Genomic DNA, 14,956 nt, shown 5'->3' on the forward strand with positions numbered 1-14,956 from the left:
TTGAAAAACAGGGCTATTTTAGGAGATAATTTGATTTTACAAATAAAATAAATTATGTCGGAGTAATTTTCAAATGAAATGCAATATAAAGATTAAAAAAATTAATTAACTTGTAAACTTAAGAATTATGAAAAAATTATATTTTGCCGGACCCCATGGTTTTTCTGAAATAGGAGTTACTGGAACTCAACAAATTAAAGATCTGTTAAAGAAGTATTTTGATGTTATTGATCCCTTCAATTACCCTAAAAACATAAAATTGGGGAAACAAATTAATACAATTATGAAAAATCTGCATGTAATGGATCGCTCTGGGGCTATTCTCAATTTTCATAAATCAATTGATGAATTATCAAAAATTAATATTCAAATTGCAAGAAATAATAAGGAATTGCTTCAATCGAGTGATTTAATTTTTGCAATTTTGGATGGTCCAGATGTAGATTCAGGAACTGCGACTGAAATTGGAATGGCGTATATACTTGGAAAAAAAATTTATGGATTTAGGAGTGATTTTCGGCTTTCAGGTGATAATTATGGGTGTACAGTCAACTTACAAGTAGAATATTGTATTAAAGAAAGTGGTGGACGTCTGTTTCACAGTTTAGCAGATCTTGAATCTTATCTTAATATTAATTAAGTGATCAAGTTTTAGTTGAAATCGAATAAATAATTGGGCTTGAAAAGTAATATATAATCAAAATCATTCAATTAAAGTGATGGAATTGCAAGAACTTCTCCTCAAACAGAAAAGATATTTAAAATTTCCTGATGATTTAAATAAAATTTCTAATTACAATCCAGATATTGAAAAATTATCATTTCATAATTGCTCAAATTGTAATCTTTTATTAGATGGTGAGCACTGGCCAAATTTGAGGTATATTGAAATGATAGGTTGCAAATACTTCTCTTTTTCCCTATATTTTCCTTCTTCAGCGAAATTTGAACAAATTTTTATTTCTAATTCAGAATATTTTGACATTCTTGATATAATTGGAGAATTTCCTTCATGGCGTCGATGGTTATTTAAGAATTCCAAATACATTAAGTTTAAAGGTGATTTATTAGGAAACATTCAATTAGAATTGCTGGAGTTTCATAAATGTCTTCAATCTACCCTCTTTTTAGGAAAAACCGTTCTTCCAAATTTAGTTTCAATTCAATTTCTTGATCATTCTCATTTTTGTTCAATCGATTTTAGATCATTAAAGGCAGAACGGCTGCAACAGCTTTGGTTTGCAGATTCAAATTACTTGAATATAATATCATTAGGCGATATCGCTAAAAATCTAAGATCGTTCAAATTTGAGAATTGTTCGTATCCAAAATTAAATGTCGATTTTTCAAAGTTGAATCAAGCAGCTAAATTAAAAGAAAAGAAAGATATCGATTCATATATCCAAGATATAAAAAGAAGCCTTCCATTTCCTTTTCGAAAAGTATCAAATCCTCTAAATAATAAGGAAATAGATCAAAATCACCTTAAAATGCAAACCCAAAAGGAATTGCAAGAAGAATTAGAGGAAATCTCGCTAAATAGAGACTTAAATACCAAATATTGTCCAGAATGTGGAACAAAAAATTTATTATCTGCTCAATTTTGTCGTGGATGTGGTAATCCATTTCCATTTTAATATTTCTTATTATTAATTATTTATATAATCAACTGAAACTTATTCGCACATCTCACACTAATAAGATTATTTACTCTTTATGACTAAATATTTAATTTGAAATCCTATCATCAAATTTAGAAGCTAACCAAATACCTGGTTGTATACTAAGAATTGGAGATAAGATATATGGGATTGCAATAAAAAATTGTATAAATGGAATAATTTGGAGTAAAAACCATAATCCAGAAAAAATTGTGATAATGGAAAAAATTGATGTAACTAGACCAATTATACGAGATTTCCAAGCAAAATGCGAATAATCTACGTTAATGGTTTGTTCTGTTAGATAAAAATTAAAAGAGCAGCCAATTATCAATCCTGTAGTTACAGAAAGATCATAAATAATTTGAACATGATTTTCTGGATAAATTCTCACAAAAATAGCAACTAAAATACCCCAATAAAATAATCCACTTAAAATTCCAATTATTCCGCATTTTTTATATTTTAAGTGAAAATTAATAAAATTAGCATCAATTATTAAGAAAATACTGAGAAATGCAAAGCTGATTAGGTATCCACCAAGAATGTCTTCTAGATCGTTAGTTCCAATTACAATTCGACTTAAAGGTAGAATACACATTAAAATACTACCAATCCAGTATAAAATCTTTTTAATCTTTCTAGTTTGCAAATCTTTTGCCCGAAATAGTACATATCCCCAAAAACATATGGTACTTGCAGTAATACTTGATGGAAAACCCCATCCTTGTGCAATTGGACTGCCTGCATAGATATTTTGCGGCGGTCGTAAATCTTGAATAAGAATTTTAAAAAAAGTAGTAATTATCAAGACGCAACTATATGAATATAAGGCACTTCTTGCAATTTTTTTATCTACAAGGAAAAAAAGCAAAGAAAAAGCAAATAGAACTGCAATGGTGGAACCTAAATAAGAAATTGTTCTAAAAAACCAAAAAAAGATTTGATTTTTCGCATAAAAATATTTATCAATATCCCAATCATTAAAGAAAATTCCAATAAAGAAAAATACTAATGAAATAACTAGAATAATTGTTAGGAAATGGATGAATTCCTTCCGATCTAAACGAGATCCCCAATTTTTCCAATCGATATTATCCAAAGGCAAGAAAATCATGTTACAATTAGATTTTTCGCTTATTAATATATTTATACGCCAATTTTCGTTTATTTTTCCCAGCTAATATATGCAAATTTCGTAGTGAGTGCAAGCTATTCGGATTGAAACGGTTTAATGGGATAAAAATTATTGTAAGATTTAGCCTTGCTGCAAATGTATAGAAAATTTGTCGAGGTTTAGATGTAGAAACATAAGTTATAAATTTTTTTTGAGCGAAAATAAGTGCACTTGTTAAAAGAATCTCTGCTTTTGATTGAACAAAGGGATAATCCTTTCGAAATTTTGTAGACCAAACATTTGGTACATTTCTTGGGGGGAAAAAGGAAGTAACTCCTCCTAATTCTATTCGAGAAATACCTGGCCCAACAAGATTTACTCCAGGAAAAGTGCTGTAAAATGCTAAATCACTCTCTTTTGGATGTTCTGCATACCACATCATTTTATATGGGTATTTTTCTTTATTTGAATTTGATTTTGGATCATTATCAGGATCAAAAATAATCACAACACTATCCACAGAACCATGAATTGGAAATTCTTCTTTCACATAAATCGTCTGATTAAGAGGCCAATTTCTTATAGTTTCGCGAAAATCTATTCCGTCCATTAACGTAGATGAAAATTTATAGGTTTTTTTATATGTATCACGAAGAATTTCAAAAGAACGATCGCGAATATGATGAAAATATTGCTCTTCAAAAATATCCTCCGGTATATGCGAAACAAGCTGAAATCGTCCCTTATTCCATTCATCTTTCCACTCTCCCTTATAATGTTCTTTTGGTTTTGGTTTTAAAGGGAGCTTTACAGCTTTTAATTTAATAGGGATACTTCTCCGAAGGGTAAAATACTTTCCATTTAAGAATAAACCTTTGTTTGAAAGTTCTAAAGTCGGAATTTCTGCAGGATCTTCAGAGAATGGATAATCTATACATTCCTCATAGACAATCCATGCAAAATCATCATTGATAATACTTTTTGATGCTAAAACTAGGTTAAAAAGATCTGGAACAAGTTGGTTTTCAATTAAAGCAAGATTTCTCGCATATTTTGTTAAAGATTGTATTTTAAAAATTGAAATTCTTTCTTGATATTCATTTTTATATCGTTCAATTGATTTACTTAAAATTTCCCTAATACCTTCTAACACATCGAAATTTTGAAATAGTTCTGCTGGCGGTTGCTTATTTTCCAAATCATCCCATTTCATTTTTTGCTGATGTCGAAAAATCTCAAATTGAAAAATTATATTAGGAATTCCTTGGAACAATTGAGGCATATCCTTATTTCGAATATTGAGTAAAGTTGTTTTGACTTCCGGTTGAAAAGCTGTAAGATCTAAATCAATTATTTTATGATCTAATAATATTTTAATTTGTTCCCAATGATTTAATCCAATTACAACAAGAATTGTTGCATTTAAATTCTCCACCATAATCTGGTGCAATCGAGACGCCATATATAAATTACGCATTTCATCCAATTCTTTAGATGATTGCATCCATTGTTCTGCGTCTTTTCCTATTTTTAATGTATCTTGAAGAGAGTCATCAGAATTTGTTTCATTATTCAGATTTTGATTTTGGTTCTTATTTTTATATTTAGATCCTAGTTTATCTGGAAGTTTTTTTTGATAATAATGTTGTGCTTTTCTTTTTAGTCCTAATGTGTTATTGAGAATAGAATAAAACTGTTTAAGAGAAATATAATGGAGTGCATAAGAATCTGGAAGGGGAATTACTGGAGGATCGTAATTTTTAATAAAAATGTCAATAAATTCCACAGGGATTCCATATTCATCCCCTAGTCGAATAGCTTCAACCAAAGAGTCAATCGGAGTGATTGGAATATATAATTGTGTTTTTAAAAATTCATCAAAATATAGAACCACTGAAATTTTAGGTAAACGCGCTACTCCAGTTAAGATGTCTTGTTTTAAATTCTCAGGAAATTCAACTGCAATTATATCGGGAGGGTTACGATAGAAAATATTCCTGATCTCTGTAGTAAATTCAAGTGAATCGTGATAAGTTGGAAGAATAAAAAGATTTTTATATCGGATCATTTGGGTCTTTCCCCTGAGTTCCATGCTTAAGTTTTTTATTTTTAGAATCTTTAGAAGGTTTTTTTTTTATTCTTTTCTTTTTCTCTCGATATTTACGTTCTAAAAATTCCCTAATTATTTCATTCGGATCTCTATCTAGGGGTTCTTTTTTAAGTCTTTCATCAAGATCATCATCCAATATTGGTTCAAGAAAATCTTTTCTCTCTTTTTCAGAATTCCATTTGATATCACTTTTTTCTAATAAATCAAGAAAATCTTCATCTTCTTCATTAAATTCATCAAGCTCATCAAAGAAAGTTTCTTCATTTCTAAAATTATGGTATTTCTCTGTTTTTTCTTTATCATTTTCAAACCTTTCATTATAGTTCTCTTCATCAGAAGAAAGATCATTATGATATCCAGGGTTATCAATAGTTTCATCATAAAAAATTGCATTTAATTGATCAAAGATATCTTGAAATTGAAGTGAATTATCGGATTTAGTTGATTTTTTTCCTAAATAAAAATTAAAACCCTCTTCACCGAGAATATGAAAAATTGCTTGTTGAAATAATTTTTTATTTATTCTATCCTTTTGAATTTGATTCTCTTGAGAATTTTCATGTAAAGAATCAAATGAACCTTTAGTTGATGGTTTATTGGGAGAATTAGTCCTTATAGGTGATGTTTCTTCCACATGTTCATCCATTTTTGAATAATATATAGATTTGTCGCGCATTTTGTCATTTTTTTCTTCAGTAGATGATACAGATGAAATTGATTTTTGAGAATGATATTTATTAAAGAAATATTGTTCGATTTTTAAATAATATCTACAAATATTGATTCCGTCTCTAATTGTGTAATCCTTATTTGCTTTATGGGCTCTTTGTAGAAAATTGACTGTATAGTCAATTATTTGCTTAGGAGAATAAGGAATATTAAATTTTAATATTTGATATTCCTCTTCTGAATCTGGAAATTCAATGAAAATTTGGGGTTGCAAGCGAGAGTGAATATATTCTGGGATTTCAAAGGTACTTGAATCTTCATTCATTGTAACACATATTCGAAAATTTGGATGGGCAGAGAGTTTAATTCCAGCTATAACAGATTCTACATATCTTCTACGATCTAATAATGGTGCTAAAGAAGCCCATGATTTCTCTGCCATTCGGTTTGCTTCATCTAAAATGCAAATTCCTCCCTCAATCAAAGCAGTGACAAGTGGACTTGCATGATATTCGATGGTATTATTCTCTCCAATTACAGGAGTTATTAAAAGATCTTCAGGACGAGTATCAACTGTGCATTGAAATATATATACAGGAAGATTAAGTGATTTTGCAGCACTATAAGCTAAAGTTGTTTTTCCTACTCCTGGTTTTCCTAAAATTTGCGGACTCATAGGAATATCATGATTTGTATCCACTATAGTCCATGCTGCTAAAAGTTGAGATAAATATAACTCACCACCGATCCATTGAATATGAGGTATTTCATCGGGGGTACTTAAAATAAGTGAAATTCCAGCAATTTGAACAGTCTTTCGCATCGGTGTTGCCTATTTACGATTTAAATTATATCTCTATAATAATTTCTTTTCTTGTAAAAACGGTTATCTAGTATTCCAGAATAGTATTAAGATCCGTTTTTTACTCGCAATGAATACAATGAAATCTATACCTAAATTCCTTCTGATATTATTCAAAGCTTTAATACATAGAATATATATTCAGATTATATCCAGAATTTCTATCGTACTTGAAAAAGAATTGAAAAAATATTTCTCAAGGTAGCCTCTTGCATGGCGTTGGTGAAAGACATTGATCGAAGCAATTTGATCATTTTGTTTATTCTTTCACTTCATTCAAATCTTGAGATAAAGTCTTTTGATGATATTGCTTATTGTAGAATTGATATATTTCTGAATCTTCACCGCACTGGGTTTTTAATCCGTTTAGAAATTTTCCAGGTTTCAACCGCTCTTCTACTGCATTTCATCAACATTGTGCATCTGGCATCAAGACTATCCATGCATTATTAGGTACAGGTGTTTTCCATTCTATTTCGACAGGAACTGTACGAGATTCAGGAGGTGGAGTTCTACATTCAACTCCAACATCATCATAAAACATTCCTGTTTCTGGATTCCACAACATTTGCAAGCTGCTTTTTATTTTTGGAGCCATAAAATCTAAGCGATGGCTGCGTTTTGAATTTTTTCGGTTCTTGAAATATTGCTTATCAATTTGATAAATCACATCGATAATATTCATATCCAGAGGCCCTCGCAAGATCTGTGGTATTTTTACATAACGCTTCAGTGGATGCCAGCTGATTGAAACGTGCATTTCTTTTTCTTTCATGTATTTATAAACGCCTCCTATTGCACGTAGTAAATTGAATTTTAAATTCTTAAAAAAGATTGATCTTTCTTAAAATAAGAATCAAATATTTTTTTCTCTTTTCAATAATGTTAATGAAATATTTATCAAAGGAATTATAACTTAATCATTTTCATATGGTTCTGTATGGATTGTACAGTCCTTCAATTGAGGATAATGAGTAAAAAGCACCTGTTCAATTTGCTCGTTAAGAGCATGTGCTCGCATAATTGAAATATTTCCATCGATGTGTATCATAAATGAAAGGAACCACCCTTCTGCTTCTGTCAATATTCGGACATCGTGAATCTCCTTAACATCTGGAAATTTTTTCACAATTTGCTCTATTTCAACTTTAAGATCTTCAGGAGCTTGTTCTAAAACAGGATGAGAATGTACTCTCTCATATTCATGTGTTGGCTCTAAATGTGTAATTATCTCAATATTTGTGCTTTGATTTAGTGTTTGATTTATAATATCCCTTAAATCTTTTTCATATTGTGTGATAATTTCATGTCCTTCAGATAATGATAATGTACCTGGAATATCCATATGTAATTGAATTAAAAAATCGTCTTTGAATTGATCTATAGCAATATTGTGAACATTGGTTATAAATGAGTTGTTTTCTGCTAATTTTCTTATTATATTAGAAATCCATTGAATGTCAGTCAAATGGGGGTGTATTTTGGGAGATTGAGTGCAGAAATATGTGTTACAATTATATTCTAAAAATTCTTTTTCAATTATTTTGCGCATTCTTTCGTTAATCAAATCTATTTGAAATGCTCTTTGTTTTCCCTTAATTTTAATACATAGTGATAAATCGAGCTTATTACCAGCAGTTCTAATTTTAAGATCTTGGATTTCTCGAATTCCTGGAAGACTTTCTAGTTTTTTCTGCAATTTTTCAACTTGTTCTTTCGAAATTGGGTTAGTATCGATTAATTCTTTATAACTTTGTAATAATATTTGGAATCCTTCAAAAATTGCTTTAAGTGAAAATAAAATCGCAACAATTGCATCGATATATTTAATACCAAAATATGATACTGTCAAACTGAATATTACAGTAATATTACGATAAAAATCGCCACGAAAATTGGTTCCTTGGGCCAGAATTAATTGGTTTTTACTTTTCCTTCCAATTTGAATTATTTTATGAGAAATAATAAACACTAATGTAATTATTAGCACTAATGCACCTACTCCCCATAAAGTGTTGGATGTTTCAATTAGAGTTCCGTTTATCCAATTTTCTATAGTGCTGAAAAGTAATCCCCCATATAATCCTAAAATTAGTAAACTCTGTAAAAATGCAGCAAATGAATTAATCTTTTCATGACCAAACATATGCTCAAAATCAGGTTCTTTTTGACTTTCTTTTAGTGCGATAAACGTAATTGAAACAGCTACCAAATCTATTATAGAATCAGAAAGTTCAACTATAAAAGATAAACTTCTGGTAATAAAAGAAACACTTACCTTAATTATGAAAACAATAATAACCAATATAATCGATAATCGAGTAACTATACTCTCATCGGAATATTTTTTCTTATTTTTAGTGTTTTTCTCTGTTTTAGTACCTTTTTCTTTCTTCGTTTTATTACCTTTTTTGTGATAAAGACGATTAAAACTATCATTCTTAATATTCTCTGAAGTTAATTGCGTAGAAGAATCCGGTTTATGGGTTGAATTACTCATGTTCACATAATCCTTTTTTTATTAATTTACATTTGAATATTTGGTTAAAAATTGCTAATAATAATTAATTTGAAATGGAAATTTGTGTGTTTGGTGATTTTATGGGCATTTACGGATTTTTAAGTGGCGTTATATGTGACTTTAATGATTTTATGGGGAATTCGGGTGATTTAATGGTCTTTAGATAATTTACAGGAAATTTGAGGGTCTTATATTAATTTTATAAAAATATAAGGATTTAATTGGAACTTGATGAATCTTGAGGATTAGGTTTAGTTGGATCATATTTTCTGATGATTTCAAACTGGAAAATCTCCTCATCTGGACTTTCTCGGGGAACCTTTTTGATTTCCTTTATGCGAATTCGATCCCACATTTTTCCTGTGAAATACTGTGGTAATGTCATTTCAAAATACGGATCCAAACCTAAATTCTCCACATGTTCCCAAGTCTGTTGATCAATTATGAAATTCAAAGTCAACCAACAGCCCTTATTATTCTTAACCACTTTATCTAAAGTTACATCAAAGCGATCTGCCCATTGCTTCCATTCCGGATTTTGACCAAAAAAGCTCATCGTCAAAAATCCAATGTTTTCCCACTAATAAATTCTTTTAGAAATTAGTAAATTTAAGAAAAATTATGGCACAAGTTGGAATTTGGATCGTGTGGGCTCTCTCACTTTTACTTTCTACTGTGTTTATGTCAATTTATATTCGGAAAGTTCACAAATCTGAGGGAATTATCGCCGTATATGTAATTTATTTAGCACTAAGTCAAATTTTAGCTTTAAAAATTGTGAAAATTGGTATTTGGGAACCTCCTGCAGGTGTTCTTACTTTTCCATTTTTATTTCAGCTAACAGACACCATGAATGAACATTTCGGGCAAAAAGAAACCCATAAAATGGTTTTTATTGCTTTTATTACTCAAATATTAATGGTAATGTTTATCTTTTTTGCAAACGAACTGCCTGCGGGTGATTCTTGGTGGGTTTCTCCTGATGCATGGTTAGCAATTTTCCAGCAACAAACCGCGATTGTTGCAGCCTCGTGGATCACCTTTCTACTTACAAATAATCTAGATGCTGTAATTTTCACGTGGGTGAAGAAACTTACCAAAGGTAAATATCTCTGGGTGCGCAGTATTTTTTCTGATGTCCCCATGTTGATGTTAGATTCTGCAATTTTCATCACATTAGGCTTTGGACTCTTTCAAGGTCTTTGGTTTTTGGTTTGGGAATTGATCGTGGCACAAACCATTACAAAATGGATTTTTGGGGTAGTGGATACGCCTTTTATCTATCTTGATCGTTGGATTGTTAATTCCTCAAAATTATCAAAATTTTTTGGCGAATATTCATCTGTCAATTAATTTTTAGTAAAGTTTTGGAGAATAAAAGTATTCAATAACGATTATTTAATCAAAGGTCAAAAAGAATATTAAATAGAATCAAATCAGAGTGAAGTTTTGCTCTTTTTTTAAATTTATTCTCCTATTTTCACCCCAGGTTAAATAAATTATAGATTTACTTTGAATATACAAATAATTCACTACAAACGTTCACATGAGCGAAAATCTACTTATCTAGTAATGCCATGTTGGTATGTAAAATAAAAAAGTTAAATTGTTATACCTAAAGAATTTGTAAAGAAAAATATCTAAACGAAAAATAACCTGCTCATTCTTCTAAAAAGAGAACTTCAACTTGAGAGATATTGAGAATAATTCTTTTGAAGATATCTCTTTTATTTTTAACAAAGTGAAAAAAAAAATATTCTCTTTATAATCTTAAAGCAATTCTAAAGCTAACTTAATGTCATCGGCGATTAATTTCTTACGCCCACTGTGTCTTGTCATTTCAAGTGCTTTATTCGTAATTTTTTTCGCTTCAACTTCTAAAAACTCGATCATACGATCGACAGCATCTTTTGATACCATCTCAGCGCCGCTTTCTTTCATAAGTTCACGAATTGGGCTCCATGCAAATACTTTGGTCATTTTTCATTCACTCCTTATTTGGATTTTTAATCCATTAATTCCAAAGCCATCTCCATGTCAGACTTTGTAAGTTTTTTCCTTTGAGAATGTCTTGTCATTTCAAGAGCACGTGTTGTTAGTGCTTTGGCGTATTTTTCCAAATAGCTGATAAGTTCATCTACAGCATCTTTAGAAACCATTTCTGCGCCCGCTTCTTTCATAAGTTCGCGAATTGGGCTCCATGCAAATACTTTCATATCGATTAATCCTCCGTGTGAAGTATTGTGATGAGGAAGTATTGTTCCTGCAGTAAACTGCAAGTTCTATATGACCTTCCCGCAATACTTACTAATGTATTAATGGATGGATGGATATATAAATGTTTGTCATTTCGGGAAAATTTTGTGGCGATGGGGTTGATCTGGGGGAAAGATTGGTCGACAAAAAGGATTCGGTCAATGATCTATCTTAGTATGTTTTTACGTGCTAAAGAAAAAATGGGGATTTTTTGAGAGATCTCAGATCAATATAGGGATTTTTTTTCAAATGTGTAGCAACTGTGGATGAAAACTAAAGCATAGTTGGGAAAATTATAATATTTAGGGTAAATCTAATAATTATTTTGCACAATCAAATAATATTCTTTTTTTATGATTGTTTTTTGTAAAATAAAGTCTTATAAAAAATAAATTAATATATAATTACTCTCCTCAAAATCATCAAAAAGCATAGAATTAAAGATAAAGATTATATTAGTCTTGTTCATAGAGAAGGATTATCTAAATATTACTATTTTTTCATCTAGAAGCATTCTTTATTCTAAAGATCGTTTTTATACAATAACAAAAGAATTTTATTGCAATAGTGTAGATTAGATTTTATTCAAACTTCCTAATTCCACTATGTCCGGTTGCCATGATCTGAATTGGGTGCTCTGCTAGAAGAGATTTTATACGTGCAATTGATTCTCGTTGTTGGGCATTGTTCATATTTACAAACAACATGAATGGAATAATTTTTCCTGATGGAAGCAGGCGAAGAGTATCACCTGTAAAGAGAACGCAATCATTAAGCAAATAGCATGTATGACCGATAGTATGACCTGGAGTAAAAATTGGTTTAATAGTAATATCTTCAATTTCAATTGAGTTTTCATTTTCAATGCCAATAAAATCAGAGCGAGCCATTGAGTTAAATTTCTTTTTTCCAAATCTTGGTGTTTTTCCAGTAATTAGTGGGATTTCTCTGCTGTTTAAATAAATTTGGGCGTTAGGAAGAAATTGAATACATCCTACATGATCATAATCAGAATGGGTTAAAAAGACCCTTTGAATTGAAGCAGGTGAAATTCCCAACGATTTTATCTCCTCAATAGTAGCATTACTTATACCAGCATCGATTAAAATAGTTGTTTTAGTAGATTGTATCAAATAACTATTAACCATTCGATCTTTTAAGGCATAAACTACCAAGTTCTTGCCATTAGAAAAGATTTCTCGTGTAGGGTTTGGACGAAACGTGATAAAAAACCAAATAAAAAGGGTAGCAAGTAAAAATAAAAGGAAAAATAGAATAATAATTAGAATTGGATGCATGTTACTGTTAATTATGCTGGCATCTATTTAATTACCTCGATATTGTGATTAAGTAACATTTCAATCTAATTCACCAATCATTAAAATGATTTCATGAGTTAATTAGCTTAAGTATTATGTGCGCTTCTTCATCTACAAATATTCTAAAGTTGGCTGGACAGACTATATATTTCCAATCAGCAGAAAAAATGAGTATGATCCCAGATAATTCTGTAACATTAGTAATAACTTCTCCTCCATATTGGAATGTACGGGATTATGGAGGGGAGCAAATAGGTTTTGGTCAAAGTTATCAAGATTATATCACATCTTTAAATCGAGTATGGAGTGAGTGTTTAAGAATATTACAACCAAATGGAAAGATTTGTATAAATGTTCAACCATTACCTATATCTTCTTCACTTTCTGGATTTAATTTTAGAATTATAAAGAATATTATGCATGATATTGAAGCATTTTTTCGATCTCACAACTGTTTTTTAAGCGGGATGCATTATTGGGATAAATCTGCTTATATTAACACTGTATCTTGGGGTTCTTATCCTCGTCCAACCAATATTGCTTCAAATACATCATTTGAGCAGATTTTTACCTTTGTAAAAGCAGGAAAAACGCGCAAAGTGTCAAAGGAACTAATGAATCAAAGTTTATTAACAAAAGAAGAATGGCGACATTGGGCTGTTAGGTGTATTTGGGATGATATTTCTCCCGTGATTAAAATTAATCCAAAAGGTGAAAATCTTTTTGGACATAGTGCCCCTTTTCCTGAAGATATTCCATATCGCTTAATAAAAATGCACACTATTGTGGGTGAAACAGTTGTAGATCCATTTTTAGGGTCAGGTACTACATTAAAAATGACCCGTTTATTGAATCGGCACGGTATTGGCTTTGAGCTCAATAAGCAATACTGTAATCTAATTAAAGAAAGAATAATGGAAACTTGGACCCCTCCATCGATTGAATCTGGATATAAAACATTGGGATTTGATTCTCTCATAACAATTCTCTATGATACAATCCAAATAGCTAAGAATTCTCAAAAAAATAAAACAGAAAAGCAATTATTAGAGAAATCTATTAGAAAAATGTATGAAAAAAGGATGTTAACTTCTCATCAAAGAAAAAAAATACTAAAATTAATCCAAAATTCGAAATTCGATACTTAAGGATGCTAATTGATCATTGATAAGCACAGGAAAGATAAAAGTATCACCATCATGAAGATTTAATCCTTCTGAAGTTAGAAATTGGTTATTCATGTATGTTTTTTGAAGATTAGCTTGATCCTTGATACGAAAAACTCCTCTTTTAGATTGTTCAATCACGCAATGCTCTGAAGGTTTTTCAGATTCATTTGAAAGTGGAATTATAGGTTCAAAGAAATTATCAGGTAATTCAATGGGAATTTCTATAGTTGCAAATAGGTCTCTACCAATTCGATATGTTGTTTGATCAAAATTTAATTGAATTTCTAAACCTAATTGGGAAATTATCAATTTTGCTGATTTATAAGGAGACTCTGATGGCATTTTTTGTGTTTCTTTCGATTTGCTAATCTCTTTTTCATTTAATGAATCAGGAAATGGTTCAGAGGCAATTTCAGACAAAGAAGATTGGAGTTTTTTAATTTGTTCTTCAGTTTGTTCAAAAATGTCTTCAGTAGATTGAGTTTTAGTTTGACTTTTAGTTTGATTGATTGATTGATTTGAAGTTAGATCATCTGTTTGCTTAATGTCTTGTACATTTTTTTCAGATATTGTTTGAATTTCTTCTTCATAATCATTATTCTTTGGTTGAATCATCGCTGGATTTGATTTATTTTCTGTTGATTGTTGAACTTTTTTGTATGTTTTATTTTTTAGAGATTTCGAAGCAAAAACAGATTTTTGGGATAATTTTCGCAAAATTGGAGAACTGCTTGGATCAAACCCCCCCACTTGAATTGAAGTAAGTGCTTCTTTTGTGGGTCGTTTTGGTATGAAAATATTATCAAATGATGTTGAAGATCTTCCAGAGATGCCCGATTTTAAGTCGTGGCTGATTCCTTTGATTTTTGTCATATCTTTTTCAATACGATTCAATTCTTGGAATATGAATTCTTTAAGGTTTTGATCATTTGTCTCTTCTAGTGTGGATTGACAAAGATCTTTTAACGTTAGCAACAGTGTTTTATTTTTTTGGGCAGTTCCATTGTCAAAATCAAGCCTATCGCGTAATTCATGAATTTTTTGCTTAAATTCTTTCACCGAACTCACTCTGGGTACCATTAGGAAAACTGATTTAAAATAATTTATGGTGTTCATTTCTTAGCGCGAGAACTCTTTAGAGGTCAAGTGATAAAGTTGGTATCAAACAAAAAAAAAAAATAATAGCGTAAAGATTCAAAGAGTAGATAATATACGAGTAGATAATATAAGAGTTGATAATAAAAGAGTAGATAATAAAAGAGTAGATATTTA

At 30.2% G+C, this 14,956-nt stretch carries 14 protein-coding genes and 1 pseudogene; 4 read left to right on the top strand and 11 right to left on the bottom strand.

Annotated elements, in window-relative coordinates:
• Nucleotides 1-127 precede the first annotated feature (127 nt).
• The gene (locus tag ACXLDF_RS11135; protein WP_457558605.1) at nucleotides 128-640 is read left to right on the top strand and encodes a nucleoside 2-deoxyribosyltransferase; all 513 of its coding nucleotides are present in this window, start codon (nucleotides 128-130) and stop codon (nucleotides 638-640) included.
• 79 nt (nucleotides 641-719) lie between these two features.
• Entirely contained in the window at nucleotides 720-1,637 is a 918-nt protein-coding gene (locus ACXLDF_RS11140) for a zinc ribbon domain-containing protein (RefSeq protein WP_457558606.1), read from the top strand.
• A gap of 91 nt (nucleotides 1,638-1,728) precedes the next feature.
• Here the strand turns inward: ACXLDF_RS11140 and ACXLDF_RS11145 are convergent, their stop codons facing one another.
• The 7 genes and pseudogenes from ACXLDF_RS11145 to ACXLDF_RS11175 all read right to left on the bottom strand — a co-directional run bounded on the left by ACXLDF_RS11145 (nucleotide 1,729) and on the right by ACXLDF_RS11175 (nucleotide 9,496).
• Nucleotides 1,729-2,778 (bottom strand): phosphatase PAP2 family protein, encoded by a 1,050-nt coding sequence (locus ACXLDF_RS11145; RefSeq protein ID WP_457558607.1) that lies wholly within the window; start codon nucleotides 2,776-2,778, stop codon nucleotides 1,729-1,731.
• Nucleotides 2,779-2,785: 7 nt separating this feature from the next.
• The gene (locus ACXLDF_RS11150; RefSeq protein ID WP_457558608.1) at nucleotides 2,786-4,846 is read right to left on the bottom strand and encodes a hypothetical protein; all 2,061 of its coding nucleotides are present in this window, start codon (nucleotides 4,844-4,846) and stop codon (nucleotides 2,786-2,788) included.
• 799 nt (nucleotides 4,847-5,645) lie between these two features.
• Nucleotides 5,646-6,380, bottom strand: a pseudogene (locus ACXLDF_RS11155) (AAA family ATPase); the annotation flags it as partial.
• Nucleotides 6,381-6,678: 298 nt separating this feature from the next.
• Nucleotides 6,679-6,807: a hypothetical protein gene (locus ACXLDF_RS11160; RefSeq protein ID WP_457558609.1), complete on the bottom strand. Its 129-nt coding sequence runs from the start codon at nucleotides 6,805-6,807 to the stop codon at nucleotides 6,679-6,681.
• 21 nt (nucleotides 6,808-6,828) lie between these two features.
• Nucleotides 6,829-7,194, bottom strand: coding sequence for a hypothetical protein (locus tag ACXLDF_RS11165; RefSeq protein WP_457558610.1), 366 nt, complete (start codon nucleotides 7,192-7,194; stop codon nucleotides 6,829-6,831).
• Between the two features lie 141 nt (nucleotides 7,195-7,335).
• Entirely contained in the window at nucleotides 7,336-8,919 is a 1,584-nt protein-coding gene (locus tag ACXLDF_RS11170; protein WP_457558611.1) for a cation diffusion facilitator family transporter, read from the bottom strand.
• A 238-nt stretch (nucleotides 8,920-9,157) separates the two neighbouring features.
• Nucleotides 9,158-9,496, bottom strand: a complete 339-nt coding sequence (locus ACXLDF_RS11175; RefSeq protein ID WP_457558612.1) for a hypothetical protein — start codon at nucleotides 9,494-9,496, stop codon at nucleotides 9,158-9,160.
• A gap of 65 nt (nucleotides 9,497-9,561) precedes the next feature.
• On the opposite strand from ACXLDF_RS11175, the gene ACXLDF_RS11180 reads away from it, so the two are divergent.
• The gene (locus tag ACXLDF_RS11180; RefSeq protein ID WP_457558613.1) at nucleotides 9,562-10,293 is read left to right on the top strand and encodes a queuosine precursor transporter; all 732 of its coding nucleotides are present in this window, start codon (nucleotides 9,562-9,564) and stop codon (nucleotides 10,291-10,293) included.
• Nucleotides 10,294-10,710: 417 nt separating this feature from the next.
• On the opposite strand, the gene ACXLDF_RS11185 is transcribed toward ACXLDF_RS11180, so the two are convergent.
• From ACXLDF_RS11185 to ACXLDF_RS11195, 3 genes are all read right to left on the bottom strand, one after another.
• On the bottom strand, nucleotides 10,711-10,920 hold the full coding sequence (locus ACXLDF_RS11185; RefSeq protein WP_457558614.1) for a histone: 210 nt from the start codon (nucleotides 10,918-10,920) through the stop codon (nucleotides 10,711-10,713).
• Nucleotides 10,921-10,946: 26 nt separating this feature from the next.
• Nucleotides 10,947-11,219 carry a histone gene (locus tag ACXLDF_RS11190; protein ID WP_457558615.1) on the bottom strand — a complete coding sequence of 91 codons (273 nt, stop codon included), beginning with the start codon at nucleotides 11,217-11,219 and terminating at the stop codon, nucleotides 10,947-10,949.
• 558 nt (nucleotides 11,220-11,777) lie between these two features.
• Complete coding sequence (locus ACXLDF_RS11195) at nucleotides 11,778-12,494, bottom strand: MBL fold metallo-hydrolase (protein WP_457558616.1); 717 nt, start codon at nucleotides 12,492-12,494, stop codon at nucleotides 11,778-11,780.
• A 116-nt stretch (nucleotides 12,495-12,610) separates the two neighbouring features.
• Here ACXLDF_RS11195 and ACXLDF_RS11200 point away from each other — a divergent pair, with 116 nt between their 5' ends.
• On the top strand, nucleotides 12,611-13,663 hold the full coding sequence (locus ACXLDF_RS11200; RefSeq protein WP_457558617.1) for a DNA-methyltransferase: 1,053 nt from the start codon (nucleotides 12,611-12,613) through the stop codon (nucleotides 13,661-13,663).
• Here the strand turns inward: ACXLDF_RS11200 and ACXLDF_RS11205 are convergent.
• A complete protein-coding gene (locus tag ACXLDF_RS11205; protein WP_457558618.1) occupies nucleotides 13,634-14,764 on the bottom strand; it encodes an FHA domain-containing protein in 1,131 nt (376 codons plus the stop codon). The two genes, ACXLDF_RS11200 and ACXLDF_RS11205, sit on opposite strands and share 30 nt — an antisense overlap.
• Nucleotides 14,765-14,956: the final 192 nt, after the last annotated feature.

The organism is Candidatus Harpocratesius sp., assembly GCF_054039255.1.